The sequence below is a fragment of the Methylobacterium sp. CM6241 genome, assembly GCF_054817845.1.
In genome coordinates this window covers 4,479,834-4,492,591 of sequence record NZ_CM139246.1, presented here as the reverse complement: position 1 = coordinate 4,492,591, position 12,758 = coordinate 4,479,834, and the positions used below count along the sequence as shown (strand labels likewise).

Annotated in this window: 12 protein-coding genes and 1 riboswitch; of the genes, 7 read left to right on the top strand and 5 right to left on the bottom strand. The window is 65.3% G+C overall.

Annotation, left to right across the window (positions count from 1 at the left end):
- The first annotated feature begins 12 nt into the window (after positions 1-12).
- From ACYQR9_RS21065 to ACYQR9_RS21040, 6 genes are all read left to right on the top strand, one after another.
- Positions 13-486 (top strand): VOC family protein, encoded by a 474-nt coding sequence (locus tag ACYQR9_RS21065; RefSeq protein ID WP_147855659.1) that lies wholly within the window; start codon positions 13-15, stop codon positions 484-486.
- Positions 487-992: 506 nt separating this feature from the next.
- The gene (locus ACYQR9_RS21060) at positions 993-1,466 is read left to right on the top strand and encodes a MarR family winged helix-turn-helix transcriptional regulator (protein WP_018042862.1); all 474 of its coding nucleotides are present in this window, start codon (positions 993-995) and stop codon (positions 1,464-1,466) included.
- A complete protein-coding gene (locus ACYQR9_RS21055) occupies positions 1,463-3,508 on the top strand; it encodes an FUSC family protein (protein ID WP_461227916.1) in 2,046 nt (681 codons plus the stop codon). The genes ACYQR9_RS21060 and ACYQR9_RS21055 overlap by 4 nt, the downstream gene beginning before the upstream one ends.
- Positions 3,505-3,714, top strand: coding sequence for a DUF1656 domain-containing protein (locus ACYQR9_RS21050; RefSeq protein ID WP_018042864.1), 210 nt, complete (start codon positions 3,505-3,507; stop codon positions 3,712-3,714). The genes ACYQR9_RS21055 and ACYQR9_RS21050 overlap by 4 nt, the downstream gene beginning before the upstream one ends.
- A 54-nt stretch (positions 3,715-3,768) precedes the next feature.
- Positions 3,769-4,716, top strand: coding sequence for an efflux RND transporter periplasmic adaptor subunit (locus ACYQR9_RS21045; RefSeq protein WP_018042865.1), 948 nt, complete (start codon positions 3,769-3,771; stop codon positions 4,714-4,716).
- A 56-nt stretch (positions 4,717-4,772) separates the two neighbouring features.
- Entirely contained in the window at positions 4,773-5,660 is an 888-nt protein-coding gene (locus ACYQR9_RS21040) for a VOC family protein (protein ID WP_026175776.1), read from the top strand.
- Positions 5,661-5,702: 42 nt separating this feature from the next.
- Here the strand turns inward: ACYQR9_RS21040 and ACYQR9_RS21035 are convergent, their stop codons facing one another.
- The 5 genes from ACYQR9_RS21035 to rnk (ACYQR9_RS21015) form a co-directional block, all read right to left on the bottom strand.
- Positions 5,703-7,064, bottom strand: coding sequence for an amidohydrolase (locus ACYQR9_RS21035; protein WP_461227915.1), 1,362 nt, complete (start codon positions 7,062-7,064; stop codon positions 5,703-5,705).
- Positions 7,065-7,164: 100 nt separating this feature from the next.
- Positions 7,165-7,794 (bottom strand): trimeric intracellular cation channel family protein, encoded by a 630-nt coding sequence (locus ACYQR9_RS21030; protein WP_018042868.1) that lies wholly within the window; start codon positions 7,792-7,794, stop codon positions 7,165-7,167.
- 58 nt (positions 7,795-7,852) lie between these two features.
- Positions 7,853-8,587, bottom strand: coding sequence for a L,D-transpeptidase (locus tag ACYQR9_RS21025; protein ID WP_461227914.1), 735 nt, complete (start codon positions 8,585-8,587; stop codon positions 7,853-7,855).
- A gap of 319 nt (positions 8,588-8,906) precedes the next feature.
- Positions 8,907-8,996, bottom strand: a riboswitch (glycine riboswitch).
- Positions 8,997-9,146: 150 nt separating this feature from the next.
- Positions 9,147-9,581, bottom strand: coding sequence for a nucleoside diphosphate kinase regulator (gene rnk, locus ACYQR9_RS21020; protein WP_461227913.1), 435 nt, complete (start codon positions 9,579-9,581; stop codon positions 9,147-9,149).
- Between the two features lie 130 nt (positions 9,582-9,711).
- Entirely contained in the window at positions 9,712-10,116 is a 405-nt protein-coding gene (gene rnk / locus ACYQR9_RS21015) for a nucleoside diphosphate kinase regulator (RefSeq protein ID WP_018042871.1), read from the bottom strand.
- Between the two features lie 1,201 nt (positions 10,117-11,317).
- Between rnk (ACYQR9_RS21015) and ACYQR9_RS21010 the strand changes: the two genes are divergently transcribed.
- A complete protein-coding gene (locus ACYQR9_RS21010; RefSeq protein WP_461227912.1) occupies positions 11,318-12,754 on the top strand; it encodes a homospermidine synthase in 1,437 nt (478 codons plus the stop codon).
- Positions 12,755-12,758: the final 4 nt, after the last annotated feature.

The following is a 12,758-nucleotide window of genomic DNA, read 5'->3' as shown; positions in this document are numbered from 1 at the left end:
AGGACAGTCTGCATGACCGAGCATACAACCTTCCAGGTACAGCGTGCCGACCACGTCGGCTTCGCGGTCGCCTCCCTCGATGAGGCGCTTCGGTTCTGGGTTGATGGGCTTGGCGCGCGGCTCGTGCGCACGGGCGAGATGGGGGGCGAGTTCCTCGGCCAAGTGACGGGCGCGCATGGGGCGCAGGTGCACATGGCGATCGTGTCGCTGGCAGATCAGACGATCGAACTCCTTGAGTATCAGGGCGTGGATCGGCCGAGCGCACCGGCCAAGCCGTTCGACCCGGGCTTCGCGCATCTCGCCCTCGTGGTCGATGACATCGACGCGCTTTTGGCGCGGATCGCCGCCTACGGCTGGAAGGCACAAGGCACGCCGCAGCCGATCGCGGGTGGCGCGCGGGCGGGAACGCGGGTGATCTACGTCGTGGGCCCTGACGGCGCGACGATCGAGTTCATGCAGCCGCCAACCGCTGTTCGCGACCGCTGATCCTTCTGATCGAGTGTCCGCTTTCCACCCAATGTGGTCGAAGTGCGGACGGGGAGATGTCGACCCAACTACGCCAAAGAAGCCTTTCTGATGAATGCTCCCAGGCAGACTTAGATCGTTCTATTGCCTCGGTCTGCTTGCCCAACCGACATCCGACGCAACTCGCCAACGGCTATCTCGATCTGCATTTCGGCGAGCCGTGAATAAACGAAAACCGGCATATCGTCCCGCGTGACCGGATCGAAGTCACACTCGGCTCCGCTCGAAAGAATGTAGACTCCAGCGACCCGGCCGACCGATCAAATTGAGACCTTCCAGATCCGGATCACCCAGGTAGGGAAGGAGATACCGAAGGTTACGAACCTCACTTCCGATCAAGAGCCCTATACGCGCAACGGAGGACGAGACCGCCTCCACCTTGAAATTCACCCGCTAATAAATAGCTTCCTATTTATAGATACGCAATTCGGTGGATCGTTCCTACCAGGTTGCCACGAGGCGACGAGATGGACCTGAGCGACCTTAGCCAAGCCTACTCCCACACCTTGATATTGACGGGACGCCAATGGCGTCGCGTGGCCAACACGGTCACGGAAAGGCACGGGATCTCGGAGGCGAAGGCACTTCCGCTGGTCATGATCGCGCGGATGGGGGACGCACCGCGCCAGAACGCCTTGGCTGAGGCGGTCGGCATCGAGGGGCCGTCGCTGGTGCGCCTGCTCGACCAACTTGAGAAGGCCGGGCTGGTTGTGCGAACCGAGGATCCGAGCGACCGGCGAGCGAAGGTGCTCAGCCTCACCTCGGAGGCGAAGATGGTCGTCGCCGAGATAGAGGTCGAACTGGCCGGCTTGCGCGCGGCTATGTTCGCCGACGTGAGTCCTGCCGACCTGGAGGCGAGCCTACGGGTGTTCCGGACAGTCCAGGATTTCGCCGCAGGGGCCTCGGCCGCGGCAGCGGCCACGAAAGATGCCCCCGAATGACCCTTCCGGGCTGGCGCGACTGGGCGTTCTCGCTGAAAACCTTCGGGGCCGGCGTGCTGGCCTTGTTCCTGGCGTTCTGGATCGATCTGCCGAACCCCTACTGGGCGCTCGGCACCGTCTACATCACCAGCCAGGTGCTCGCCGGCGCGACTCGTTCCAAGGCGCTCTACCGGGTGCTGGGCACCCTGCTGGGGGCCGTCGTGACGGTCGCCCTCGTGCCGAATCTCGTGAACTCGCCGGAGCTCCTGACCCTGGCCATCGCACTGTGGGTCGCGACCTGCCTGTACTTCTCTCTCCTCGACCGGACCCCGCGCAGCTACCTCATGATGCTCGGCGGCTACACGGCGGCCCTGATCGGCTTTCCGGCCGTCGGCGACCCCGGGACGATGTTCGACACAGCCGTGGCGCGGGCCGAAGAGATCACCCTCGGCATCCTCTGCGCCAGCCTCGTCAACACGGTGGTGCTGCCGCAATCCGTGGTGCCCGTGATCACTGGCCGGCTTGACCTTTGGCTGCGTGATGCGCGCGGCTGGGTCATCGACGTCCTCGGCCGCGCCCGTACCACGAAGGACACCCAGGCGACTCGGTTGAAGCTCGCCTCGGACGCGGTCGCGTTCGACGCCCTGGCGACACCGCTGCGATACGACATGACTGGGGCCGAGCGCTCGGCCGATGCGATGGCGACGCTGCGCCAACACATGCTGATGTTCCTGCCCATCGCCTCGGCAATCTCGGACCGCATCGAAACGCTGGAGCGCGCGCGGGCTCTGCCGCAGCGTCTGCGCACCCTGCTCGACGAAATGGCTCTTTGGCTCGCCTCCGGCACGACCGAGCGCACCGAGGCCGACCGGCTGAAGGCGGCTGCGGTTGCACTCGAACCCGAGCTTGGCGCGCGGACGTCCTGGAGCGCGTTGGTGCTCGCCAGTCTCCTGGCGCGGCTGCGCGACTTCATCGACCTGCGCCAGGACGCCCGCATCCTGGAGCGGCACATCGCGGACGGCACCCCCGTCACCGAGGACCTCACCTTCCGATACACTGCCGCGGCCCGCATGATCCGCCACCGCGACCACGGCATGGCGCTGCTGTCGGCCGTGGGCGTGTTCCTGACCATTTTGATCACCTGCGCGATCTGGATTGCCACCGGCTGGCCGCACGGTTCGGCCGCCCCGATGATGGCGGCGGTGGGCTGCAGCTTCTTCGCCGCCCAGGACGATCCCGCGCCGTTCATCGTCAGCTTCGCCAACTCGGCGATCCTCGGCGCCCTCGGAGCGGGGACCTATCTGTTCGCGGTCCTGCCGCTCGCCACCACGTTCGAGATGCTGGTCCTGGCTTTGGCTCCTGCCCTGCTGATCTGCGGGATCTTCATGGCCCAGCCGAAGACCGCGCCCCTGGCGATGGGCGCGGCGGTCAACGGCTCGGCGATGATCGCCATCCAGGGCAGCTACAGCGCCGACTTCGCCGCCTTCGCGAACTCGTCCATCGCCGTCATCGTCGGGATGTGGGTGGCCGCCATCGTCACGCGTCTTGTGCGCTCGGTGGGTGCCGGGTGGTCGGCGCGGCGCCTACGGGCCGTCAACCGCCGCAGCCTGGCCCGGGCGGCCGAGCACCAGGGGGCGCAGAACGGCCTCGAACTCGCGGCCCTGATGCTGGACCGGGTCGGGCTGATCGCGCCGCGCCTCGCCTCCCTGCCTCCCGACGATGCCGAGTGGACCGCCGACCTCCTCGCCGAGGTCCGGGTCGGCATTAACGTGGTCGAGTTGCGGCGTGATCGGCGGGAACTCCCGAAGGAAGGCCGAGAAGCGGTCGAGCTCCTGCTCGGCGCGCTGTCACGGCACTTCAGAGTCAAGCGTGAGGAGCCGCCGTCGGACCTGCTCGGCACCATCGATGGTGCGCTTGACGCGGTCTCGGCCGATCCGGCTCGCCAAGCCTCGGGCCGCGCCGCGCTCATGGCCCTCGTCGGCATCCGGCGTGGCCTGTTTCCCGACGCGGTCCCCTACCGTTCGACCCGGAACTCGACCACGCAACCGGAGCTCGCGGCATGACGGGTGAACTCGACCTCTACGGCGTCTTCGTTCCGAGCTTAGCGGCCTGGATGCTGATCGCCTTCGCCGTCAGCCTACCCCTCCGGTGGGTGCTGGCCCGGACCGGGTTCTATCGCCTCGTCTGGCACCGGCCGCTGTTCGACCTCGCCCTCTACGTCGTGCTCCTCGGTCTCGTCGTCTCGGTGGCGGTCCCGCTCACCTCTTAAGCGGCCAACAGAATTCGACCGCTCCATCCATGTCCAGACCTTCCGGAATCCCCGATGCCTCGATTCCTCGCCCTTTCGTTCCGCATCCTCATCACCCTCGGGATCGCCGCCGCCGCCGTCGTCGTCGGTTTGGCGCTGTGGGACTACTACATGGAGGCGCCGTGGACGCGGGACGGGCGCGTGCGCGCCGACGTGGTGCAGGTGGCGCCGGACGTCTCTGGCCTCGTCAGTGAGGTACTCATCGCCGACAACCAGGTGGTGAAGCGGGGCGACGTGCTGTTCCGGATCGACCCCGACCGCTTCGCCCTGTCGCTCCGTCAGGCGGAGGCGATGGTCGAGGGCAAGAAGGCAACCGCCGCACAGGCCGCAGCCGACTACGCCCGCTACCTGAAGTTGAGCGACGCTGCGGCGTCCCAGCAGCGGGTCGAGGCCGCCCAGGCCGCCGACCTGGAGGCCAAGGCCACCTATGAGCAGGCCATGGCGGACCGAGACACCGCCAAGCTCAACCTCGGACGTTCCGAGGTGAAGGCCTCGGTGAACGGACGCATCACCAACATGGGCCTGCGCCCCGGCACCTACGTCTCCACCGGGCGCGGGGTGATGGCGCTCATCGACAGCGACACCCTGCGGGTTGAGGGCTACTTCGAGGAGACCAAGCTGCCGCGCATCCATGTCGGCGACAGAGCCAGCATCCGCCTTATGGGCGAGGCGGGGACCCTGACGGGCCATGTCGAAAGTTTCGCCGGGGGCATCGAGGATCGCGAGCGCACCGCCGGGTCTAGCCTACTCGCCAGCGTCAACCCGACTTTCGCCTGGGTAAGGCTGGCGCAACGCATCCCGGTGCGGATCAAGCTCGATCGCGTTCCCGACGAGACCCGGCTGGTCTCGGGCCGCACCGCGACGGTCGCGGTCGAACCGAAGGGCGAGACTTCGCACTTCAGCCTGTTCGGCTCCTGGCGGGGGGCCCCGCCCCCGGTCGCCGGGGAGACCACCGCACGCTGAAGCCCCGTGGGCAATCCCACTCCTCTCAAGCTGTTATCCAGACACGGAGATACACCATGACTGATCCGGCATTGAGCCTAGCGAATGACGGGGCGGATGGCGTTCTAGCCAACGCACCCTACCATGTTGGTGCGGTGACCCTCGTCGTGTGCGACCTCGACGCCGTCAGGACCTTTTACCGGGATGTGATCGGCCTTGGCGTCGAGGCGGAGGCCGGCGACACCGTACGGCTCGGGACGGGCGGCACGACGCTCGTCGTCCTACGGGCGGACCCGGATGCCCGGCCGTGGACACAGCAGGAAGCGGGTCTTTTCCACACCGCTTTCCTGTTGCCGACCCGCGGCGATCTTGGCGCTTGGCTCCTGCACGCGGACCGGAACGGCGTCACGCTCACGGGCGCGGCGGATCACCTTGTCAGCGAGGCGGTCTACCTCTCCGACCCGGAGGGCAACGGCATCGAGATCTACGTCGACCGCCCCAGCCAGCAATGGCAACGGGCGCAGGACGGCTCCGTTGTGATGCGCAATGAGCGTCTGGATCGCGCCGGCATCGTCGGTGCCGCCATCCGGCCCTGGGCCGGCATGCCGGCCGGCAGTTGCGTCGGACATGTCCACCTGCAAGTCGGCGATCTCGACGCGACGGAGCGCTTCCATGTGGACCTGCTCGGCTTCGATGTCATGTGCCGCTATCCAGGCGCCCTGTTCCTCGGCTCTGGCGGCTACCATCACCAGCTTGCTGGCAACATCTGGAACAGCCGTGGCGCTCCGGTACGCGTCGAGGGGACGACCGGCCTCGCGGAGGTCTCCTTGATCGCGAAGGGTGAGACGCTTGCATCGGTACGGAGCCGCTGCCAAGTCGCACGCGCGTCTGTCATCGAGGATGGGGAAACGCTCATGATGCGCGATCCGTGGGGAACACATCTACGGCTTACGCCGGAGCACTGAAGCTTCGGAATGGGGCCGGGTTCCTACCCGGCGCCATTCGGTTCAGCGTGCCTGCGAATCCGCGGCGCCCGGGGCCAGCCACTGACCAGAGGCTGCGAGCATCGTCTCCACGCCGGTGCGCAGGGTCGGTGTCAGGACAGGCGCGTACTCAGGGGAGTGGTTCGAGGGAAGCTCGTTCAGGGTCCCGGCTTTCTCCGCCTCGGCGTAGAGCTTCGGGTCAGTCCCTCCAACGAACCAGAACACCGACGGCACGTCCCAGGCGCGGGCGAAGACAGTGAAGTCCTCGCTGGCGTTTGCGCTGCTGGCGGTCCGCACCGTGTCGGCCCCCAGGCGGTGCTTGAGGGCCTCGGTCACCTTGGCGGTCGCTTCCTCGTCGTTCACAGTCAGGGGGAACTGCCCCAGCATCGTCAGAAGAGGCGGCTTCGGAGCACCGGATATGGCGGCCTCCCCGTCGATGACCCGCTTGATTGAGGCCAGCACCTTATCACGCACTCCATCGTCGTAGGTGCGAACGTTGAGCTGCAGCTGCGCCTCGTCCGGGATGATGTTGGCGCTCGACCCAGCCAGCATCGACCCGACCGAGATTACGGCGCTGTCCGACATCGAGACCTCGCGCGAGACGATGGTTTGCAGGCGCATCACCGTTGCGGCGGCCATGACCACCGGATCGATGGTTGATTCCGGCCCGGAGCCGTGCCCGCCGCGTCCGTACAACGTTACCTTCATGCTGTCGCTGCGGGAGAGAACGGGGCCGCTGGCGAGGCGAACCTGCCCGGCCGGGAACGGCAGCACGTGCTGCCCCAAGGTGACGACCGGCTTCGGAAAGCGCTTCACCATCCCGTCGTCGACCATGGCCTTGGCGCCCTCGCCGATCTCCTCGCCAGGCTGGAACACGGCCATCACGGTCCCATGCCATTTTTCTTTGTTGGCGGCCAGGATCTGGGTCGCGCCCATCAGCCAGGTCACGTGCAGGTCGTGCCCGCAGGAATGCGCGATGGCCGTCTCACGGCCGGACGCCGGATCCGTCCCTTTTTTCGTGCTGGCATAGGGAAGGCCGGTGTTCTCCTTCATCGGCAGGCCGTCCATGTCGGCGCGCAGAAGCACGGTCGGGCCGTCGCCGTTGCGCAGGAGGCCGACCACGCCCGTGCCGCCCACGCCCTCGGTGACCTCGAAGCCCTGGTCCTTGAGCCATTTCGCGGCGATGCCGGCCGTGCGCGTCTCCTGCATCGAGAGCTCCGGGTTGGCGTGGAGGTCCTCGTAGATGACCTTCAGCTTCGCGAGTTGCGCCTCCGTCGGTCCGGGCAGAGCCTTAGGGCCGCCTTGGGCGAAGGCCGGATTAGGAATGGTCGAGAGCGGAATGAAGGCTGCCAGCGCGAGCCGGCTGCAGCGTTTGCCGATAACCATCTTGGTGTATCCCTTTGGTCGGACCGCGGCAGCGCTGCTGCGACGATGTCCGTCGTTGCGAGGCGTCTCGACGTCGGCGAGACGCGATGGATCGGCCCTGTCAATTATAGGGGATGCCGGCGCGGGGGCGATATCGCGGAAGCGTCCAACCGAAGCGGAGCGAAGCGGCCCGCACCAGCAGGGCGACGAGGAAGCCGGCGCCCAACGCAAGCTCGCGCGGGACGCCAAGGATGGTCAGGGCGACGAAGGCCGCGGCACCGGCCGCGGCGGCCGAGGCGTAGATTTCCCTGCTGAGGATACCTGGACTGTCCCCCCCGAGAAGGTCGCGCAGGAGGCCTCCGAAGGTGGCCGTCACCACTCCCATGACGATGGCTACCGTGGCGCTCGCACCAGCCTGCAAGGCCTTCTCCGCCCCCGCCACGGTGAAGAGCGCCAGGCCGAGGGCGTCGAGGCGCACGAGGTATCGGTACCGGGATTGCGGGATGTGCGCGACGAAGAACACGGCGCAGGAAACGAGCACGCAGGCCAGGAGGTAGGCCGGTTGCTGCGTCCAGAACACTGGCTGGCCAAGCAGGAGGTCCCGGAGCGTCCCGCCCCCGACACCCGTCACGGTGCCCAACACGGCGAACCCGACGAAATCCATTTCCTTACGCGATGCAACGAGGGCCCCGGCGACCGTGAAGACGATCACGCCGAGCCAATCCAGGGTGGCGGTCGCAGTCTCGAACATCGGGTTTCATCCTGGCGGTCAGAAGCGGTCTCGTCGCGGTGCCTTCGCACCACGGCATTCATCGGAAGAGCAGGACCTGGTTGTCGGAACGGGGGTGATCATCCCACTCACGCTGCACCATCGCCTCCGGCATCGACGTCTTCACGACGACGGTCGTACCGGTCGGGACACGACCGTAGAGATCGTAGATGTCCTCGTTCAGCAGGCGGATGCAGCCGGAGGAATCCGTGCCGCCCACCGTCCAAGGCTCGTTGGTGCCGTGGATGCGGTAGAGCGTGTCCTTGTCGCCTTGGTAGAGGTAGAGGGCGCGGCACCCGAGCGGGTTCTCGACGCCAGGCTCGACGTAACGTGGGATGCCGGGCCGACGCTTCAGCATGGCCTCCGTCGGGCGCCAGCCCGGCCACTTGGCCTTGCGCTTGATCACGGCGGTGCCGGACCAAGTGAAGCCAGCCCGGCCCACCCCGATGCCGTAGCGGATCGCGGTCCGACCCTCGCGCACGAGGTAGAGGAAGCGGGCGTGCGTATCGATGACCAGCGTGCCTGCGCACTCCGGCCCGTCGTAATTCACCAGTTGCTTGCGAAATTCCGGGGGTACGAGCGTCAGATCGACCGTAGGGACGTCGAAGGGATCGTCTGGGATCGCGCCGGTGAACCAGGCGTCGCGGTTCGACGCGGGATCGACGGGTACTGGTGCCTTCGGCGCTTCGGGCTGCGTGTCCCAGAAGAAGGCTTGCGCCTGACCGGGTGCGAGGACGGCTGCGGCGAGGAGCAGGGATCGGCGGGTAGCCAACATCGTCGTGTATCCTGATTGGGCGTTCGAAAGTGGCGCGGCTCTAGGCAGGTTCGAGGGCGCCGCGCGGTCGATGCCGGACGTGCGGCGTCATTGCGGCTCGCGGGACGAGCCGGCCGGTCGCGGAGGGTGAGGCGGCAAGCTCATGGGCTCGCGGCGTGTCAGGCTATGGGGACGTCATTGCGCAGGCCTCCAAAGGTTGCTCCGCATGCGTCATGCATGCGGCCCCCTCTGTCATTGGCCTGAGAGTTTCACCCGGGCCTTCGCGCAGGCATGGGCATACACCGTCGGCGGGAGCTGACGCTCCGCTTTCCAGAGTGTTGAACGACGGGCGGTCCGGGTGCCTGAGAGTTTCCGGGGCGGTTGCTCCTTCGGCGGCCGGTTCACACCGGCTCTCTCCCGCTCGTCGATAGATGACTTGACCACTGATGTATCGGCCAAACGAGCGGCACGCCAGATAATTCGTTAGCTTACAATCAATGTGGGTGCGTTGAGGCACATAGGCTGTTCCTGATACGTCGTGGGAATGGGTCAGACGGGCTTCGCTCGGATGGGCGCGGTGTCATTTCCTATTAAGGAAGCAATTTATCAGACCCTCGCCGTACAAGCTTGGCTCGAACTGATAGGGTTGGAAGATGACGTGCAGGATCGTTACGCCCCGAATGCCGCCCGTGGGTGTACGCCACTGTATGGATTGACCTTCGGACAAGCCCAACACAGCTGCGCCGAGGGGTGACAGGACCGAGACACAAGTCTCGTCCCATTGCTCCTCATCGGGATAGACCAGCGTCAGGCGCTCGACATGATCGGTGACGTCGTCCCGATACTCGACGCGCGCATGCATCGTCACAACGTTCCAAGGCAACGCCTCCGGCCTGACGATTTCAGCGCGGTCCAACTCGGCAGCGAGAAGATCAGGTGCGGTGGCCTTCGTATCCATTTGAGGATGACCGGATGCGACCCGGCGCAGGTCGAGGAAATCTGTGTCCGGGATCATCAAGTGGGGCGATCCTCCGAGGACGATGTGACCCGTCATTGCGTAAAAGCTCCCATCTCTGAGGTATGAGGTAAGTTAAGATCGAATGGTTCGGTACGGTATTGGAGTAAGGCGATCGGCAGGACGCCCCCTACACCGTCTCCGGCACTTTCACGTCGAGGACCGTCAGTCGTTTCACGATGCCCGTGCGGGTTCGCCAATTTATCGACTGGCCGAGACTAAGCCCGATCAAGGCCGCCCCGATGGGCGTCATGACGGACACTCTTCCCTGTTCGATGTCCGCCTCGCCAGGGTAGACCAGAGTCACGGCCTGAACCTTTCCCGTTGCGTCGTCCCTGAATTCGACCATGCACCCCATCTGGACGAGGTCTGCCACGCATGCCCTTTGACCGACGATTCTGGCCCGATCCACTTCATCGGCGAGAAAGTCGGCAACCTCGGGCGAACGGTCAGTGGCAAATGAAGCCAGCTGCGACAGGCGTTCATGATCGTCCTTCGTCATCTTGATTTGTGGCTTCGTCATCTTTTGCGACATAGTCGTCGATCCTTGCTGTATTTCGACCTCGGACGATCAAGCGGCGCTTGGTCCGGGGTCGTCGTCCTTGTCTGAATTGGCCGCGGCGGACCGGTCGTTGCCCTGCCCGGATTGCGGCCTTGGGTAATTCCCACGCGAGAAGGGGATCACGGTGCGCGCCAGCGGAACCACATCATGCGCAGGTGCCGCCCCGCTACTCCCAGCCTTGTCATCGCGGATCTCGGTCGCGGAAGGCGATGTCGGGGCGGACTTGGAATTTTCCATAGCTGTTACTCCGCAAGTACGGGCCCACCGCCAATAGAAAAGCGAGGACGCGACGCAGGTCAGCCGAGGGGTAAGCCATATAGGCTCCTCCCGCCGGTCAAATATTTGATTATATTGGTTAGCTCTAAATTGAGCTAGCTCGCAATCCCCGAGCGGTCAGTGCACGCAGGCACCTCCGGCTCGGGGCTATTCGCCCGCGATAAGTCTACCTGCCCGGAGCAGGTCCCGATGGGGAGGCCAAGAATTGCGCATGATCTTTCGATCCTCTCGGAAGTCCACCTGCTTGTCAATTCCCGTTTCGCCGCACCTTCCAGTTTAGAAAGTTCGGCCTGCGGAAAGCGTCGATTGACACCCGTACGGCTTCGCCTATGCTCCGCCCCATCATGTCAAACCTTTTACAAAGCATTCGCCTCTTGGGGCGTGCGGGCAGTCTGCAAGCAGGCTCCTAAGCCCTGGCACTTGGCCAGCCTTTTGAGGCGGGGCCCGTTCCAGGGATAGTTTTCCAATAAATTCCAGTCCTAGCTCAGATGCCGTTCTCGGACAGGCTTGGTGAAAACGCATAGCGTAGCCTCAGCGAGCGACGGCATATCGGCGTGGGCGCAAGCTGGTCGTTTCCGCCTGTTGTCGCCGTCCGTCGACGTCGTGGTCTTCCAGTGGGGCCTAGACCTCAAGCGAGGTACTTCTCAGCCAGCCTCGTTTCAACTTCTAATCGGTTAAAGCCGCCGGTTTCACTCCGGCTGCTCAGCCTCGGCGGCGCAATGGCATGGCGGACGGCCGAGCCAATCCATCGATGATCTAGGACGGGTCATGGTGATCGGATCGGTTCGTCCGATCCGGTCGCTGCTCATCCTGAATTCTTTCAGTCCCTCGGATGAACGACTTGGCGGTCACGGCTGAAGCCTCACCGAACTCTCCCCTTTGTAAAGGAATAAGAACGATGACCGAACCCATTTGGCCAGTCTACGGTCGTATCACCGGCCCCATCGTCGTGATTGGCTTCGGGTCCATCGGACGCGGCGTCCTTCCGCTGATCGAGCGCCACTTCGAGTACGACAAGGACCGCTTCACGGTCGTCGAGCCCTCGAACGCGCACTGGGCCCTCGCCGACAGGCATGGTCTGCGCTTCGAGCAGGTGGCCCTGACGAAGGAGAATTTTCGCGACGTCCTCACCCCGCTCCTCACCGAGGGCGGCGGCCAGGGCTTCTGCGTGAACGTATCCGTCGATACGTCCTCCCGCGCCATCATGGAGCTCTGCCGCGAACTGGGCGCCTTCTACATCGACACGGTCGCCGAGCCGTGGCCGGGGTTCTACTTCGACAAGGACCGGAGCCAGGGCGACCGCACCAACTACGCGCTGCGCCAGGAAATCCTCGACGCGCGCGCCGCCAACCCAGGCGGCACCACCGCCGTGTCGTGCTGCGGCGCCAATCCCGGCATGGTCTCGTGGTTCGTCAAGCAGGCGCTCCTGAATGTCGCCGGCGATCTCGGCCTTGAGATCCCCGAGCCGAAGGACCGCGCCGGCTGGGCCAGCCTCATGCGCGAGGTCGGCGTCAAGGGCATCCACATCGCCGAGCGCGACACCCAGCGCGCCAATACCCCGAAACCGCAGGGGGTGTTCGTGAACACCTGGTCGGTGGAAGGCTTCGTCTCGGAGGGCAACCAGCCGGCCGAGCTCGGATGGGGAACCCACGAGACCTGGCGTCCGGACAACGCCCGCGACCAGGAGAGGGGCTCGCGCTGCGCCATCTACCTGCACCAGCCCGGCGCCGACACCCGCGTGCGCTCTTGGACACCGACGTCCCAGGCGCAGTTCGGCTTCCTCGTGACCCACAGCGAGGCCGTCTCGATCTCGGATTACTACACGGTGCTGGAGGGCGAGCGCGCCGCCTATCGGCCGACCTGCCACTATGCCTACCATCCCTGCAACGATGCGGTCCTCTCCCTGCACGAGATGTTCGGCAAGGCGGCCGAGGTGCAGGGGAGGCACCACATCCTGGACGAAACCGAGATCCTCGACGGAATCGACGAGCTCGGCGTGCTCCTCTACGGCCACGCCAAGAACGCCTACTGGTTCGGCTCGCAGCTCTCCATTGAGGAGACCCGGCGCATCGCCCCATACCAGAACGCCACCGGCCTTCAGGTGACCTCGGCGGTGCTCGCCGGTATGGTTTGGGCCTTGGAGAACCCGAAGGCCGGCATCGTCGAGGCCGACGAGATGGACTTCCGCCGCTGTCTCGAAGTTCAGAGCCCGTATCTCGGCCTCGTCGTTGGCGTTTACACCGACTGGACCCCACTCGCCGGCCGCCCCGGCCTCTTCCCGGAAGACATCGACGAAACTGATCCCTGGCAGTTCCGCAACGTCCTCGTCCGTTAACGGA